The sequence below is a fragment of the Campylobacter sp. CNRCH_2014_2849 genome (genome assembly GCF_025772845.1).
Lineage (GTDB): Bacteria > Campylobacterota > Campylobacteria > Campylobacterales > Campylobacteraceae > Campylobacter_D > Campylobacter_D lari_D.
In genome coordinates, this window is sequence record NZ_JAKMSW010000002.1 from 112,859 (window position 1) to 129,638 (window position 16,780).

Genomic DNA, 16,780 nt, shown 5'->3' on the forward strand with positions numbered 1-16,780 from the left:
CTATCCCTTTATATCCATCAATCTTTTAAAAACAAACATAGGATTGAGCGTATTAACTACTTCAAATTTAAAATACTCGTTTAAAAAATGTGCTACTTTGGCAAAAGGTGTTTGTATGCGTATGATTTTACCATTATCAATTATAATTTTTAAAGCACCAAAAATTTCAAAATACAAATACACCTCTAAAATATTTCCATTTTTCTTAGCTTCAAATAAAGCTCTATTTCCCTCATAAACAAAAGGTATATGATAAATTCCTTCAAAAAACGCAAAAAACATTTCCTTATAAATTTCAAACTCATATGCGCTTTTGCTTTCCATAAGTCTTTGGATAATGAATTTTTTATACCAAGCTTTTTCATCACCTTCTTGTAAAAGCTTTTCTATAAGTTCAGTCCCTTCTTCAAAAAGTCTAATTTTAGGCTTTTTCAAAAGATTTTTAAAAGAAATCACGCCTTTATCTTCATAAACTTCAGCTAAATACTCCTCCCCTACTTCAAGCTCTATCAAACTTTTTGTTTCAAGCTTTTTAGTGTTTAAAAGCAATACATAGCGATTATATGCGCGTTTTTCTAAAATTTGCATTCTTACAGGTAAGGTTGAGTTGATGATATTCACCAAAGTTTCCTTAATTCTTGTGCTAAAATAAAACCAAGTTTTTCTTTGCTTTGTTTAGAACTTTCAAAGATACTATCTTTAGTGATAAAACAAATGCTATTTTCATCACTTCCAAAGTTCATTTGCTCATTTAAGACATTTAAACACACCATATCTAAATTTTTACTAACTAAAGTTTTTTTAGCATTTTCTAAAGCATTTTGCTCATCAAATTCCATTTTAAAGCCTATTTTTTTGCCTTTAAAATCTAAATTTTTTAAGATGTCTTCATTCAGCTTTAATTTTAAATCAAGTCCGTTTAAATGCTCATTTTTCTTAATCTTCCCCTTATAAGCTTTTAGAGTAAAATCACTCACAGCAGCAGCCATAATTAAAGCATCAAAATCTTTGTATTTTTGCAATTTTTCTTTTAGTTCTAAAGAAGATTCAAATTTTTCTAGTTTATAAGGTGTTTTAAACTCTACTGAGCTAACTAGCACCACCTTAGCACCTAAAAAATACAAGGCATCAGCAATTGCCTTTGCCATTTTTCCACTTGAAAAATTACTAATACATCTTACATCATCAATTTTTTCTTTAGTGCCACCACCACTTACAATAAAACTTTTATCTTTAAAAAAATCTTCTTGCATTAGACTTCTTTTTAAAACATTTATAATACTATCAAGCTCAGCCAAAGCTCCTAAGCCCTCATCTTTACAAGCTAGAGTTTTAACTATAGGATCAATGATAATATAACCTTGCTCTTTTAAATTTTTTAAAGAATTTTGAGTGCTAAAATGTAAATACATGTTTGTATTTGCAGCGGGTGCGATTAAAAATGGTTTATTTTTATCTACTGCTATTAAAGTTTGAATAAATAAATTATCTGCTATACCATAGTTTAATTTATTAATAGAATTTATACTAGCAGGCACAAAAAGCACACAATCGCAAGTCTTACTAAAAGCTATATGATTATTAGTATTTTGCCAACTTTCATTATCTTCACATAAAACTTCATCCGCTAAAGCTTCAAAGCTAAGCTTAGTGCCAAATTTTAAAACTCCCAAACTTAGTAAAACTTTAACCCTAAAACCTTCTTTTTTTAATAAAGAAATAAGCTCATAAGCTTTATAAAAGGCTATGCTTCCACTTACTGCTAGTAAGATTGTTTTCATTTTTTACCTAGTTTTTTATAGTAAAAATCTTCTATAATTTGCGTCTTTGCTCTATTAATATACAAAGAGCCTTTTTCTACATCCTTACACACGGTGCTTCCTGCTGCGATGATTACCTCATCTTTTATCTCAACCGGAGCGATAAATTGCGTATCTGAACCCACAAAAACATTTTTACCTATTTTGGTCTTATGCTTTTTAACCCCATCATAATTACAAGTGATAGTACCACAACCTATATTAGTTCCCTCATCTATCTCACAATCCCCTAAATAACTCAAATGCCCTGCTTTAATTCCATTTAATAAAGCATTTTTGCATTCTACGAAATTTCCTATATGGGTATTTTTAAGCTGGCATTTTGGACGCAAATGCGCTAAAGGCCCTACATCGCTATTTTCTACTATACTATCTTCAATCACACTTGAACTTTTAATGATAGAATTAATGATTTTTGATTTTCCTTCTATGCGCACATTTTCATACACTTCACACTCACCTACAAACTCAACTTCATCTGAAATAAAAGTCGTCGCAGGCATGTGAAAAATCACTCCTTGCTTCATCCATTCTTTTTTAATCGCTTCTTGCATAAGATCTTGAGCTAGGCAAAGCTCAATTTTATCATTTACCCCCATAAAATCTTGCTCATTTACAAACACCGCATCGATTTCATAGCCCTTTTCTTTTGCTAAATAAACCGCATCGGTTAAATAATACTCTTTAGCTTTATTATCATTTTTTATCAAAGGCAATACTTCTTTTAAAATTTGTGCTTTTATAGCATAAACACCACTATTGCAAATGTTTATAGCAAGCTCTTCTTTGCTTGCATCTTTTGTTTCTACTATTTTTTGAATTTTATTTTCTTTTAAAACTATTCTTCCATAACTTTTTGGATCTTTTGCCTCAAAAACTGCCACATTAAAATCACTCTCATTTAAAGCTATTTTTTCTAAATCATCTGCTTTAACTAAAGGCATATCGCCACATAAAATCAATACTTTTTCATATTTACTTTCATAATTTCTTAAAGCCCCTGCAGTACCTGGAAAATTTTGCAAGTCTTGTTCTAAAAAGCGTGTATTTGGAAAATGCTCTAAAACAACTTGTTCAACCTTTTCTTTTTGATGAGAAAGCACCACACATACATCATCACTAATTTTATATGCTTGTTTTAAAATATGTAAAATCATTGCTTTTGAGCAAATTTTTTGAAGCACTTTTGGATTTTGTGATTTCATACGCGTGCCAAGTCCAGCAGCCAAAATAAGCACAGAAATTTTCATAATTTACCTTTGTTTTAAAAATTATTGCTTATTTTAACAAGCTAAAGTAAAAATTCTTACTAGTTGTTATTTGTTTTTTACAGATTTTCATTTACTTTAAACTTAAATTTATGGGGGGGGTATAATGCTTTTTTCAATTTAAATTTACAAGGAGTAATCAAATGAAACTTTCTTATTACACAAGTAAAGTTTTAATGGGAGTTAGCATTAGTGCTTTATTAAGCAGTACTGCTTTAGCTCAAGAAATAAATCATGAAAATTTTTCTAGTTATTTTAGTTATAAAGATGGAATTTGGAGTTTAGATTCTAAACAAAACATAGAATTAAAAATAAGCCCTTCAGATATTCAATCTTATTATATTGGAGAAAATAATGATAAGCCTATAAATGAATTTAATATCAAAACAAGTGGCGTTTTAACCATAGGATCTGATTCAGACTGGATAGATGTAGGTAGCACTTCAACTAATGAAGCAAAATATGATTTATATAGTGTTAATTTAGAAGCAAAAGAAATCATTTTAAATTCTGATAGAGCTACCTTAGAAGCAAATAAAGCTTTTAATATAAAAGGAAATGTTACGCTTAATGGTAGCTCACCTATAACAAATGATAATATAAGCAACGAAGAACTTGATAGACCTGCTTTAGATGTATGGAATGGATATGGCGAAAAAGATGGCTATATGAGCATACAAGGAAATTTAAATGTAAATAATTCTTTTATTGGTATATTTGATGCAAATAAAAAAGGTGGCTTAATCTCTGTAGATGGAGATGTAAATATAAAAGATTCAGCTATAGGTATAAGCACAAATAGTGTTTCAAATTTAGGTATAAACAACTATGTAGCTATAAAAACTACAGGTAGTTTTAACCAAGATATAGATAAAAACTTAGTAACGGCACTATATACTAAAGATATAACAAGCATGCTTGAAACAAGCAATTTACTACCAAAAAATGTATTTTTTGAAGATACTGATTTGGCTCAATTTACAGATTATAAACTTAGTGTTTCTAATGATGGCAAAAGTCTTTTAATTAGCGGTGGTGCTAATGAAAATGTAAGAGATTTATCAAAAATATTAAAATCTGAAATTGATATTAGAAAAGAAGCTTTAGATAGCTTTAATAATATAAAAGAAGATATTAAAAGAAATGAAAATTTAGAAAATTCTGGATTTGGAACCTACCAAAAACCAGGATATATTGGCGATGATGCTATGCTTGAGGCCATAGCACAAGCAGAAAAAGAACTGCAAGAACAAATTAAAAAATTAGAACAACAAATCCAAGATATACAAGATAATGGTGGAAAATTTGATGGTGGTGATTTAGTTGAAAATATGAAAGATATTAGCTTAGAAAATAAAAATTTAGCTGTAAATATGCTAAATAGTATTTTAGATTCTAAACTTAGCAATGATGCTATCGCAGCACTCACTCTAGATACCACAGGAAAAAATCTAAACACACTTACCACAAATACAAAAGCAAGTGCAAAAGCTATAGTAAATAATGCTCAAAATTCTTCTGTTAATTCATCTATAGGTGTAGCAAATGACCTAGCAATTGGAACAAGAATAGCAAAACTTTCAAATCCTTATCAAGATAAAGCTTTAGTAGAAAAATTTGCTACAACCCATATAGCAGCACTAGCAAGCGATGTTTATAATTATTATGGAAATTCTTCATTTAATAATAGCTTTTGGGGTAATGTTTTTGGTGGTGCAAATATCATAGATGGAGATAGTGGTGCTTTATATGGATTTACACTAGGTGCTGATAGAAAAATCAATGATAATGCTTTGCTTGGTTTTTACTTTACTTATGCTGATTCAACTATCAAAGATGGAGTTATGGAACAAAAATCAGATAACTATCAATTTGGTATTTATTCTTTAATTAATCCAAACGATCAATGGGAAATTAATCTAAGAGCTTACGGGCAAATTTCTCCAACAGATCAAAGTGTTGTAATGTTAAATGATTCTAATAAGGCTGATTTTGATAGTAAATTCTTTGGTTTAAGTGCTAATGCCGGTAGAATTTTTAATCCAAATTCATCATCATTATTCATCAAGCCTTTTGCTGGTATAAATTACTACTACGCACACACTCCAAGTTATAAAGAAAGTGGTATGTTTGCAAAAGATGTTCAAAGTATGACAAATAATTCCATATCTTTAGAACTCGGTGCTGAATTTAGAAAATATATGAGCGAAACATCATATTTATTTATCACTCCAAAAATAGAACAATATGTAATGAATAATGGAGATGATTATATAGCTGGATTTGTTGGATCAAATTCAAATTTTATCATCAAAGGTAATGATAAGAAAAAAACTTATGGACAAATCATCATAGGTGGAAATGTAGATATTAACGAGCAATTTAGCCTAAATGCAGGTATTGGAGCTAAACAAATACTAGCTGGTAAAACAGATGGTAAAAATGAAACTTATGTAAGTGGTCAAGTAGGTTTTAAATACAAATTCTAAAAAAATATTTTTTGAGAAACTCCTAAATGCTAGAGTTTTTCACTCTAGCATTTTAAAAATAAACCATTAATTCAATCATATAAATTGCATTTTTAAGAGTAAAATTGCTAAAATAATGCTTTTAATTTTAACCAAGGAAATATTTTGAGGGTTTTACTAGTTTTATTTTTATCAAGCCTAGCTCTTTTTGGTGCTGAAGCAACTATACCAACTGTAAATTTAAGCCTTAGTGCCCCAAATAGCCCTCAACAGCTCGTAACAACTTTAAATATAATTATAGTTTTAACTATACTAGCACTTGCTCCAACTATCATCTTTGTAATGACTTCATTTTTAAGACTTATAGTAGTTTTTTCTTTTTTAAGAACTGCTCTTGGCACACAAACCATGCCTCCAAATACTATCTTAGCGACACTAGCTTTGATTTTAACTTTTTTTATTATGGAACCTGTTGCTACAAAATCATACAATGAAGGCATAAAACCCTATATTGCTGAACAAATAGGCTATGAAGAAGCCTTTGCTAAAGGCGTTAAACCTTTTAAAGATTTCATGTTAAAAAATACCAGAGAAAAAGACTTAGCACTTTTTTATAGGATCAGAAATTTAGAAAATCCAAAAACTATAGATGATGTTCCTTTAACGGTTTTAGTGCCTGCTTTTATGATAAGTGAACTCAAAACTGCTTTTGAAATAGGCTTTTTACTTTTCTTGCCATTTTTAGTTATTGATATGGTAGTAAGCTCAGTGCTAATGGCTATGGGTATGATGATGTTACCACCTGTTATGATTTCCATGCCTTTTAAATTGCTTATTTTTGTTTTGGTAGATGGATGGAATTTGCTTATACAAAATCTCGTCAAAAGCTTTTTAACTTAGCAATTTAGAGCAAAAATATGTGTATTATTAGCTTTATTTGTATTTTTCTAAATCAAAGATTTTAAATGGCATTTGCTATATTTGGAAAATACCTTTATGATGATCTTGCCTTCACTCTTAAAGCTCACACTCAAAAAGAAAGTAAAAAAGCTTTTAAAATCATAGAAAAATATAAAAATCAATATTATTTTTTAGGCTATATTCAATATGAATTCTATAAATATCTAGAAGATAAAAATTATAAAAGCAAAGAGCCTTTTTTATATTTTTTTGCTTTTAAATCAAAAAAAATCTTTACAAACGAAGAAAAAAATTTAGACTTTTATCCAAGTTTTTCATCCAATTTAAACCAAGAAAAGTATTTTGAAAACTTTGACAAAGTCAAAGAAGCCATAGCTAAAGGTCAAAGTTATCAAGTTAATCTTACTCAAGAACTACATTTACAATCAAATCTTAATGTGTATGAGAGTTTTTTAAGCCTTTATCCTAAGCAAAATACCCCCTATAAAGCTTATATGAAAAATGAATTTTTAGAATTGGCTTCATTTTCACCTGAACTTTTTTTTAAAATCAAAAATAAAAAAATCATCACAAAACCCATGAAAGGCACAATCAAACGCTCAAATAATCCAAAAGAAGATGAAAATCTAAAAAACTTTTTAAAATGCGATGAAAAAACTATTAGCGAAAATGTAATGATAGTTGATTTATTACGCAATGATATTTCAAAACTCATCAAAAAACATTCTTTAAAATGCGAACTTTTTAAGGTTAAAACCTACCCTACCTTACACCAACTCATTTCAAAAATAAGTGGGAAATTAAAGCCAAAAAATGATTATTTTAAAATTTTCAAAGCCCTTTTTCCATGTGGATCTATCACAGGTGCACCCAAAATAGAAACTATTAAACTCATAGAAAATTTAGAGCAAAGAAAACGCGGGATTTATTGTGGAGCGATAGGTTTAATCCATAAAGATAAAGCAAAATTTAGCGTAGCCATACGCACTTTAGAGAAAAAAAATAATGATGATTTTTTAAGATATGGTGTGGGAAGCGGACTTGTGTGGGATTCACAAAAACAAGATGAATTTGAAGAATTAAAACTAAAAAGTAAAATTTTAAAACCTAACTTTTATTTATTTGAAACAATGTATTATAAAAATCATTCTATTTTATTTTTCAAAGAACATTTGACAAGAATTTTAAACTCAGCTAATTTTTTTGGCTTTGATACTCAAAGATTAAAACATGATTTTAAAAATATACTAGAGAGTAAAGATAAAAAATTCCATTTTAAATCTTTACAAAATTTTAACAATTTTGTTTTCAATCATCATCATTTTTTTACAAAAAGTAATTTTACTCAAAAAGGCTCAAAGGCTATTAAATTAAAACTTTTTAAAAATGGCCTTTATGAGTTTGATTTTAGCAATATACAAGAAAATTCAAGCAAAAAACTACTCATAAGTAAAGACATCATAAAAGTAAATCTTTTAACACACCATAAAACTTCTCTGCGTAGTTTATATGAGGCAAATTCTCATCTATGGAAAGAAAATATTTGCTATGACATAGTTTTTTTTGATGAAAAAGGCATACTTTGTGAGGGTTCAAGAAGTAACATTATTATAAATTTAAATGATGAGTATTTTACCCCTTATGCTAAAAACTGCCTAAATGGTATTTATAGACAAACACTCTTAAAACACAAGCTCATCAAAGAAAAAGATATCACTAAAGATGAGCTTTTAAATGCTAAAGAAATTTATGCTATTAATTCTTTAAGAGGCTTAAAAAAGGTATTTTTGTGAAAGTTTTGATTATAGATAATTATGATTCTTTTACCTACACCATAGCCTTTTATTTAAAAGAATTAAACATTGCTTATAAAATTATTAAAAACGATAAAATCAAAAATCCAAAAAAGCTTAAAAAATATGATTTTACCCATCTTTTAATCTCCCCTGGACCAAATTCTCCAAAAGAATCAAAGTTAAGTTTAAAAGCTATAAAGTATTTTAAAAAAGATAAAAAAATTCTTGGAATTTGTCTAGGACACCAATGCATAGCACATGTTTTTGGTGATAAAATTTCTAAACTTCCAAACCCAACTCATGGTAAGGTAAAAACTATAAAATTTAAACCAAACCCACTTTTTAAAAATCTTAAACAAAATTTTAAAATTTGTTTATATCACTCTCTTTATGTTAATCATATAGGTGAAAAATGTGAAATTTTAGCCCATAGTGAAGATAATATCATCATGGCTTTAAAACATAAAAAATACGATATTTATGGAGTTCAATTCCACCCTGAAGCCATACTAAGTCAAAACGGCAAAAAGCTACTTAAAAACTTTCTTACTTTGCAATAATCTAATATTTATATTTTTTTCATTTACTTTAAACTTAAATTTATGGGGGGGGGTATAATGCTTTTTTCAATTTAAATTTACAAGGAGTAATCAAATGAAACTTTCTTATTACACAAGTAAAGTTTTAATGGGAGTTGGTATTAGTGCTTTATTAAGCAATGCTATCTTAGCACAAGAAATTACCATAACAGATGACACTATGAAAAATTATTTTGAAACCAGTGATGGTCAAAATTTCAATCTAAAACAAGAACATACCAATCAAGACTTAGCTATAAATCTCACAATGACAGACCTAGCTAATGCTATAGCTAACGATGAATTTAAAGATCTCTCAAGAGTAAATATTAACTTAAATTCTAATAATCTTACTTTGAAAAATACTTCCGAAGGTGCTAGTTATGTAACAAACTATACCATTAATGCTAAAAAAACTGAGGCAACAGATGTGATATTTCAAAGCTTAGATGGAAAATCCATCGTAAATGGAGATTTTAGCATAAAAGGTTCATCTAATCCTACAGATGGTGTTTTAGATGATATAAAATCTTCAGCTATTTTAATCGCTGATGGGCATGGCCTACAAGGTTCTCTTGAAGTAAATGGAAATTTTACAGCAGATAAATCTACTCTATTTACCATAGGTGGTAATAAAAGTCAAAACCACATACAAGTAAATGGTAAAGCAAATATCACAAATTCAAACTTTTCCATAGGAACAACAAGCTTTGGTGATTTGGCTTTAAATAATTATGTTTTCATGAGTGCAAGCGAAGGATTTAATGAAGATATAACAAGCTCAAACAAAGCTAGTGCAAACATAAGTAAAAATTTTGAAAACATTGTAGGTATGAGTAGCAAAGATTTAGGACTTGATTATGAAATTGTAAGAGCTATAGATGTAAAAGATTTTGTTGATTATGAACTTTCTACAAAAGATAATAAGCTTTTAATTAGCGGTGGCGCAAATGAAAATGTACTTAATAATAAGAAAGTCTTAGAAAGTGATAAAAAATATCTAGAATTAATTAAAACTGATTTAGAAGATGCCAAAGATGAAGAAGGTGTTAATATAGAAAAAATAGATGAAGCCATTGCAAAAATTGATGAGCAAATAAAGCAAATTCAAGATATGATTAGCAATGCTGAAAGTGGAATAATCTCTAATGATGATTATATTAACAACGATTCTAGTGTTTCAACTTCTAACAAAGACTTTGTTTCTAAAATTTTAGATGGACTTGCACTCGGTAAAGATTTTAATGCAATAGGTAGTATTAAATTTGATAAAGCTGGAGAGCAAGTAGCAAATGATATAAAAGATTCAGCTAAATCTATCTCAAATGCAAATCAAGCCTCATCGGGTATAAACTCGACTATCAATGTATCAAATGATGTATCTATAGGTTCTCGTGTAGCTATGTTAAATAATCCTTATGGAAATTACGCTACAAAATTATCTCAAATAAGATTTGCTACTAATGATTATAGAGGAAATTATGTTGATAATTATAATAACAGCATTTGGGGTAATGTAATAGGCGGTGCAAACATCATAGATGGAGATAGTGGTGCTTTATATGGAGCCACTATAGGTATGGATAGAAAAATCAATGATGATGTTATTATTGGTGCTTATTTTACTTATGCAAACGCTGAAATAAAAGATAATCTTTTAACCCAAAAATCAGATAATTTCCAATTTGGCGCTTATTCTAATATCCATATAAGTCCAAAGGTAGAAGTTAATGTTAAGGCTTATGCTCAAATTTCTCCAACAGATCAAGATATTGTAAATAGAGGATTTAACACTACAAATAGTGCTGACTTTAATAGAAAATTCCTTGGTTTGAGTGCTAACATGGGATATATTTTTGATTTTAGTAATAATACCTTATTTATCAAACCTTTTGCCGGAGCAAACTACTACTATGCGCATACCCCAAGCTATAAAGAAAACGGAATTGCAGGAAAAGATGTCAATAGCGCTAGTAATAATTCTATTTCTTTAGAACTTGGTGCTGAATTTAGAAAATATATGAGCGAAACATCGTATTTATTTATCACTCCAAAAATAGAACAATATGTAATGAATAATGGAGATGATTATGTAGCGAGTTTAAATGGAGTAGCACTACCTAGCGTAAAAAGTGATGATAAGAAAAAAACTTATGGACAAATCATCATAGGTGGAAATGTAGATATTAACGAGCAATTTAGCCTAAATGCAGGTATTGGAGCTAAACAAATACTAGCTGGTAAAACAGATGGTAAAAATGAAACTTATGTAAGTGGTCAAGTAGGTTTTAAATACAAATTCTAAAAAAATATTTTTTGAGAAACTCCTAAATGCTAGAGTTTTTCACTCTAGCATTTTAAAAACTCTCATACTCTTTAGCTATAAAAACTTCATCATCTTTTATAATTAATGGGCGTTTTATAAGCGTTGGATTTTGCAAAATCATCACTTTAATTTCATCTTGGTTTAAATTTTGAAGTTTTTCTTTATTTAACCCTAATTTTCTAGCACTCATACCCGCTGTATTTACAAGCTCTAAAACACTCCTTTTGCTAAGCCAAAAAGCCAAAGTTTCTTCGTCTAGCTTTTTAATATCTAAAAATTCAAATTCAATTTGCTTAGAATTTAAATAATCCATGGCCTTTTTAACACTATTACAATTTTTAATACCATAAAATTTTAACATTTTCTTGCCTTTTTAACTAAGTCTGCTATGATAAATGCTAATTCTAAAGCTTGGTCAGCATTTAATCTTGGATCACATTGTGTTTCATAGCGTTTAGAAAGTTCTTCTTGAGTGATATTTAAAGAGCCTCCTACACATTCTGTTACATTTTGCCCTGTCATTTCCAAATGTACCCCACCAGGATACACTCCTTCACTTATAGCTATCTCAAAAAACGCACGCACTTCTTGAATAATTTTATCAAATTCTCTTGTTTTAAAATTACCTGATTTAACCGTATTTGCATGCATAGGATCTATGCTATAAAGTATATTAAACCCTTCTTGTTTTAACTCTTTAAATAATTTTGGCAAGGCATTTTCTATCTTATCACATCCCATACGGATGATGAAATTTAATCTTCCTGCTTCATTATGTGGATTTAAAATACTTACTAGCTTTTTTATTTCATCTAAATCATAATTAGCACTAAGCTTAACACCGAGTGGATTTTTTACTCCACTTAAAAAATGCACATGTGCTTCATCTGCTTTTCTAGTGCGCTCACCTATCCAAAGCATATGTGCTGAACAATCATAAATTTCCCCGCTTAAACTATCTACTCTAGTTAAAGCTTCTTCATAAGGCAAAAGCAAGGCTTCATGAGAAGTATAAAAGGCTGTTTGGGAAAGATTTGGGGTATCAGTGATACCACAAGCTTGCATAAAAGCTAAAGCTTGAGTGATTTTTTCACTAAGTTCATTATATTTTTTCCCAAGCTCTGCTTTTTTTAAAAAACCCAAATTCCACTTATGCACTACTCTTAAATCCGCTAAACCACCTCTTGAAAAAGCTCTTAATAAATTTAAAGTTGTAGCACTTTGATAATACGCTTCTAGCATTCTTTTAGGATCAGCTATCCTTGATTTTTCATTAAATTCAAAACCATTAATAATATCCCCACGATAACTTGGAAGTGTTACTCCATCTACTTCTTCAAAATCATTACTTCTTGGCTTTGCAAATTGTCCTGCAACACGCCCTACTTTAACAATAGGACAAGATCCTGCAAAAGTAAGTACTATGGCCATTTGAAGCATAACTTTAAACATATCTCTTATATTATCAGCACCAAAATTTACAAAACTCTCTGCACAATCTCCTCCTTGGAGTAAAAATGCTTGAGAATTTACAACCTTAGCAAGGGATTTTTTTAACTTATCTACCTCACCTGCAAAAACAAGTGGTGGTAATTTTTCTAATTTTTTAACAACATCTTGTAATTCATTTTCATCAGGATATTGCGGCTGTTGCTGAATTTTATAATTTTTCCAAGAATCTTTAGTCCATTTCATAGCTTAACTTCCTAATTTTAAGTAAGCTAAAATTATACAAAATGAGACTTAAATTAAGATTTCAAAACACTCTCAACGCGTTCAAGGCTATCTTGTTTATATAGAGTTAAACGCACTATAGAATCTTCTAGTGCTAAAAGATTATGAATTTCATTAGCTTTTAAACTAATGCTATCTAAAGATTTAAGTAGAATTTGCTGATTTAAAACTCCAAAATCAATAGAGCCTTTTAATACTTGTATAGTAATATCAAAAGGTGCTTTATGATCTTTCATAAAGCTATCCTTTGACATATTTATGCATATTTCCTTAGCATAAGCATTTTCTATTTTTTTAGATATATTTATGCCATTTTCAATTTCTTGTTCCCAAGAAATTACTTCATGCATTTGAGTTCTAAATTTCATTTTATTTTTTAAGTTCTTTAATACGAGCAGCCTTACCTCTTCTATCTCTTAAATAGAATAATCTAGCACGGCGTACACGACCTCTTCTTAATACTGTAATACTTTCTAAACTTTCACTATAAATAGGGAAAATTCTTTCAACACCTACATTATTAGCGCCTATTTTACGCACAATGAAAGTTTCATCTACACCATTTCCTCTACGCGCTATACAAATACCTTCAAAATTTTGAATTCTTGTTTTATCGCCTTCTTTAATGCGAATAGCAAGTCTTAAAGTATCTCCAGCACGAAATTCTGGAACATTTTTACCTTCAATTTGTTTTTGCTCAAATTGCTCAATGTATTTATTTTTCATAACGATATTCCTTAAAATTTGCGTTCATGCTTTTGATACAAATCAGGACGAAAATATTTCGTTTTGCAAGACGCCAAAGTAGTTTTTAAAGCTGTAATTTTAGCGTGATTTCCCTTTAAAAACTCTGAAGGAACATAAAATTTTTTATTTTCCTTTTCAAAAACAAATGGCTTAGAAAATGATGGTGCTTCTAATAAATCATTTTCAAAACTTTCTTCACTTAAACTTTCACTATTTCCAAGAACATCTTGAATATTTCTACTAATAGCATCACACATCACCAAAGATGCTAACTCTCCACCTGTAAGTATAAAATCTCCTATAGAAAACACTTCATTAGCAAATTCTTCCACAATACGCTCATCTAAACCCTCATATCTACTACATACAAAACAAATATGCTCTTTGACGCTTAATCTTTTAGCATCTATTTGCTTAAAAGTTTTAGCACATGGCAAAAGAAAAATAAAATGCGTATTTTTATCTTGGCTTTTAATATGCGTTAAACAATCATATAAAGGCTGAGCTTGTAATAAAAGTCCCGCACCACCGCCTATTTTATAATCATCTACTTTTAGATGTTTATTTGTAGTAAAATTTCTAGGATTAACAAAATCAAATTCTAAAATTCCTTTTTCTTTTGCCCTTGCCAAAATAGAAGCTTTAAAATAAGGCTCAATAAGCTCTGGGAATAAACTTACAAAAGTATATTTCATGAATTTTCTAAAATATCTAAAGCAGATTGTGTGAATATTTTTTTATTTTCTATATCAACTTTTTGAATATATTTATCAACATAAGGAATATAAAAGTTTTTAACCTTTGTCTGTAGTTTTTCATCGCATTTTATACAGAATAAAAATCCAGTTCCATTTTCTAAAATATCTTCAACTACACCTAATTTTTGTTCATTTTCAAAAATTTCACAGCCTATAATATCAAAATAAAAATACTCATCTTTTTTTAACTTACAAGTTTCTTTTGTAGTTTTTATGCTTTGAAATAGTGTAATATTAGTTAGTTTTTTCGCAGATTCTAAATTCTCAAAATCTTCAAATAAAACCAAAGATCTTGTTTTATCGAAAGCTTTTATGGTGTAAATTTTTTGATTACCATCAAAAAATTTAGCACCTGCTTTAAACTGCTCATAAAAATCACTTAAATTATGTAATTTTACATAACCTTTCAAACCAACACTTTTCCCAAGTTTAGCAACTTGGACCAAATCATTCTTCAATAGCTTTTACCGTTATACGATATGAAGTTGCATCTTTAACTTTATAAGCCATAATAACTGTTTTTATTGCGTTGATTAATTTCCCATTTTTTCCGATCAACTTACCAGTATCAGTCGGATCAACATAAATGATAATTTCAGCAAAATTGTTTTCTAAATTTTGTTTTTGTATATCAACTTTTTCAGGAAAATCAACAATTAATTTTGCGTATTCTCTTAAAAAATTTTCAACCATTTTTATTTGCTTGTAATAGCTGCTACTCTATCGCTTAATTTAGCACCTACGCTCTTCCAATAAGCTAAACGCTCAGCATCAAATTTTACTACTTCAGGTTCAACCATAGGATTATAATATCCAATGCTTTCTATCCAACTACCATCGCGTCTTTTTCTACTATCAGTTACAACTATACGATAAAATGGTCTTTTTTTGCGTCCCATTTTTGTAAGTCTAATTACTGTCATTTTAATACTCCTAAAAAAATTAAAATTTTGTTATAGATATTTTAACTCATATATCCATAAAAAAGCTTTAATTATTGCGGTCTTTTAGCTTGCTGCAACATATTCATAAAATTTTCCATTCCTTTTTTGTTTGAAAATTTTTTTGCCAACTTAGCCGCATTACTAAATTGTTTTAAAAAGCGATTTACTTCCATTTGAGATAAACCAGCACCCTCTGCAATACGACGCTTTCTTGCGTTGTTTAATAAATCAGGATTTTCTCTTTCTTTTGGCGTCATTGATGAAATCATTGCTTTAATATGAATAATTTCTTTAGAATTATCCAAATCAATATCTTTAATATTTGCTGCCATAGATGATAAACCAGGTATCATACCAATGATTGATTTCATACTACCAAGTTTTTTAACACTTTCCATTTGATTTAAAAAGTCATTGAAATTAAATTCACCTTTTTTGATTTTTTTATTAAGTTTTTTTGCTTCTTTTTCATCTATAATAGCGGCAGTTTTTTCAGCCAAAGTCGCCAAATCACCTTCACCCATGATACGATTAACAATCCTATCAGGGATAAATACTTCTAAATCAGCTACTTTCTCACCAACACCAATAAATCTTAAAGGCACACCAATTTGTTTAGCTATACCTAGCGCAACACCACCTTTAGTATCTGCATCAAATTTACTTAAAATAACCCCAGTGATTTCTAAAGCTTCATTAAAGCTACTTGCTGTTTTAACTCCATCTTGACCACTCATAGCATCAGCTACATAAAATACTTCATCAGGATTTAAAATAGCTTTTACTTCTTTAAGCTCATTCATCAAAGCTATATCAATTGCCAGACGACCGGCAGTATCTACAAGCAAAACATCATACATAGAATTTTTTGCTTTTTCCAAAGCTTGTTTAGCTACATTTAAAGGATTGCTTTCATTTTCTATAAAAAATAAATCAAGCTCATTAGCTTGAGTGAGTTGTCTTAATTGCTCTACCGCAGCTAATCTTTGCAAATCACATGCAGCAATTAATACTTTTTTATTTCTTAGTTTTAAGTAATTAGCAATTTTTACCGTAGTAGTAGTTTTACCACCACCTTGCAAACCGCACATCAAAACAACCGTAGGTGGCTTACTAGCAAATACAAAACCTTGATTTTTACCTTTAACACTAAGAATTTCTTCTAAATTTTTCTTAATTGAGTCTAAAAATTGCTTTTGGCCTATGCCATTAGTTTTTACATCATTTTCTACTAAAGTGAGTAATTCTTTCGTAACTTTATGATGTACATCTGCTTTTAAAAGGGCTTTTTTTAAAGTGTCAAGAGCATTTTTTAAAGCTTTTTCATCATCAACAAAACGAAGTTTATTAACCGCGGATTTAAATGACTCACTAACTATTTCAAACACTTTATTTTCCCTTTATTAAAATTCTAAAAAGC

The 16,780-nt window shown here is 29.1% G+C and carries 17 protein-coding genes; 5 read left to right on the forward strand and 12 right to left on the reverse strand.

Features of this window, described 5'->3' with window-relative positions; genetic code table 11:
- Genes L8X33_RS01975 through glmU form a run of 3 tightly spaced genes read right to left on the reverse strand, consistent with a single transcriptional unit; the run spans nt 1 to nt 3,070 of the window.
- A complete protein-coding gene (locus L8X33_RS01975) occupies nt 1-621 on the reverse strand; it encodes a hypothetical protein (RefSeq protein WP_263660976.1) in 621 nt (206 codons plus the stop codon).
- Nucleotides 618-1,781 (reverse strand): bifunctional phosphopantothenoylcysteine decarboxylase/phosphopantothenate--cysteine ligase CoaBC, encoded by a 1,164-nt coding sequence (coaBC, locus tag L8X33_RS01980; RefSeq protein WP_263669817.1) that lies wholly within the window; start codon nt 1,779-1,781, stop codon nt 618-620. The genes L8X33_RS01975 and coaBC overlap by 4 nt, the downstream gene beginning before the upstream one ends.
- Nucleotides 1,778-3,070: a bifunctional UDP-N-acetylglucosamine diphosphorylase/glucosamine-1-phosphate N-acetyltransferase GlmU gene (glmU, locus tag L8X33_RS01985; protein WP_263669818.1), complete on the reverse strand. Its 1,293-nt coding sequence runs from the start codon at nt 3,068-3,070 to the stop codon at nt 1,778-1,780. The genes coaBC and glmU overlap by 4 nt, the downstream gene beginning before the upstream one ends.
- A gap of 161 nt (nt 3,071-3,231) precedes the next feature.
- On the opposite strand from glmU, the gene L8X33_RS01990 reads away from it, so the two are divergent.
- From L8X33_RS01990 to L8X33_RS02010, 5 genes are all read left to right on the forward strand, one after another.
- Nucleotides 3,232-5,577 carry an autotransporter outer membrane beta-barrel domain-containing protein gene (locus L8X33_RS01990; RefSeq protein ID WP_263669819.1) on the forward strand — a complete coding sequence of 782 codons (2,346 nt, stop codon included), beginning with the start codon at nt 3,232-3,234 and terminating at the stop codon, nt 5,575-5,577.
- Nucleotides 5,578-5,721: 144 nt separating this feature from the next.
- On the forward strand, nt 5,722-6,456 hold the full coding sequence (gene fliP / locus L8X33_RS01995) for a flagellar type III secretion system pore protein FliP (RefSeq protein WP_133318758.1): 735 nt from the start codon (nt 5,722-5,724) through the stop codon (nt 6,454-6,456).
- A 65-nt stretch (nt 6,457-6,521) separates the two neighbouring features.
- Nucleotides 6,522-8,270 carry a bifunctional anthranilate synthase component I family protein/class IV aminotransferase gene (locus L8X33_RS02000; RefSeq protein ID WP_263669820.1) on the forward strand — a complete coding sequence of 583 codons (1,749 nt, stop codon included), beginning with the start codon at nt 6,522-6,524 and terminating at the stop codon, nt 8,268-8,270.
- Nucleotides 8,267-8,833, forward strand: coding sequence for an anthranilate synthase component II (locus L8X33_RS02005; protein WP_263669821.1), 567 nt, complete (start codon nt 8,267-8,269; stop codon nt 8,831-8,833). The genes L8X33_RS02000 and L8X33_RS02005 overlap by 4 nt, the downstream gene beginning before the upstream one ends.
- A 94-nt stretch (nt 8,834-8,927) precedes the next feature.
- Nucleotides 8,928-11,156, forward strand: coding sequence for an autotransporter outer membrane beta-barrel domain-containing protein (locus L8X33_RS02010; RefSeq protein ID WP_263669822.1), 2,229 nt, complete (start codon nt 8,928-8,930; stop codon nt 11,154-11,156).
- 52 nt (nt 11,157-11,208) lie between these two features.
- On the opposite strand, the gene L8X33_RS02015 is transcribed toward L8X33_RS02010, so the two are convergent.
- The 9 genes from L8X33_RS02015 to ffh form a co-directional block, all read right to left on the reverse strand.
- Nucleotides 11,209-11,538 carry a Spx/MgsR family RNA polymerase-binding regulatory protein gene (locus L8X33_RS02015; protein WP_263666156.1) on the reverse strand — a complete coding sequence of 110 codons (330 nt, stop codon included), beginning with the start codon at nt 11,536-11,538 and terminating at the stop codon, nt 11,209-11,211.
- Nucleotides 11,532-12,872, reverse strand: coding sequence for a class II 3-deoxy-7-phosphoheptulonate synthase (locus L8X33_RS02020; RefSeq protein WP_263669823.1), 1,341 nt, complete (start codon nt 12,870-12,872; stop codon nt 11,532-11,534). The genes L8X33_RS02015 and L8X33_RS02020 overlap by 7 nt, the downstream gene beginning before the upstream one ends.
- Nucleotides 12,873-12,925: 53 nt before the next feature.
- Nucleotides 12,926-13,279, reverse strand: a complete 354-nt coding sequence (locus L8X33_RS02025; protein WP_243705616.1) for a cupin domain-containing protein — start codon at nt 13,277-13,279, stop codon at nt 12,926-12,928.
- Between the two features lies 1 nt (nt 13,280).
- Nucleotides 13,281-13,637, reverse strand: a complete 357-nt coding sequence (gene rplS / locus L8X33_RS02030; protein WP_012661698.1) for a 50S ribosomal protein L19 — start codon at nt 13,635-13,637, stop codon at nt 13,281-13,283.
- 11 nt (nt 13,638-13,648) lie between these two features.
- Nucleotides 13,649-14,353, reverse strand: a complete 705-nt coding sequence (trmD, locus tag L8X33_RS02035) for a tRNA (guanosine(37)-N1)-methyltransferase TrmD (protein WP_263666155.1) — start codon at nt 14,351-14,353, stop codon at nt 13,649-13,651.
- Entirely contained in the window at nt 14,350-14,874 is a 525-nt protein-coding gene (gene rimM, locus L8X33_RS02040) for a ribosome maturation factor RimM (protein WP_263666154.1), read from the reverse strand. Before rimM ends, trmD begins: the two co-directional genes overlap by 4 nt.
- On the reverse strand, nt 14,864-15,109 hold the full coding sequence (locus L8X33_RS02045) for a KH domain-containing protein (RefSeq protein ID WP_043019956.1): 246 nt from the start codon (nt 15,107-15,109) through the stop codon (nt 14,864-14,866). The genes rimM and L8X33_RS02045 overlap by 11 nt, the downstream gene beginning before the upstream one ends.
- A 2-nt stretch (nt 15,110-15,111) precedes the next feature.
- A complete protein-coding gene (gene rpsP / locus L8X33_RS02050; protein WP_012661702.1) occupies nt 15,112-15,339 on the reverse strand; it encodes a 30S ribosomal protein S16 in 228 nt (75 codons plus the stop codon).
- A gap of 71 nt (nt 15,340-15,410) precedes the next feature.
- Complete coding sequence (gene ffh / locus L8X33_RS02055; RefSeq protein WP_220566836.1) at nt 15,411-16,748, reverse strand: signal recognition particle protein; 1,338 nt, start codon at nt 16,746-16,748, stop codon at nt 15,411-15,413.
- Nucleotides 16,749-16,780 lie beyond the last annotated feature (32 nt).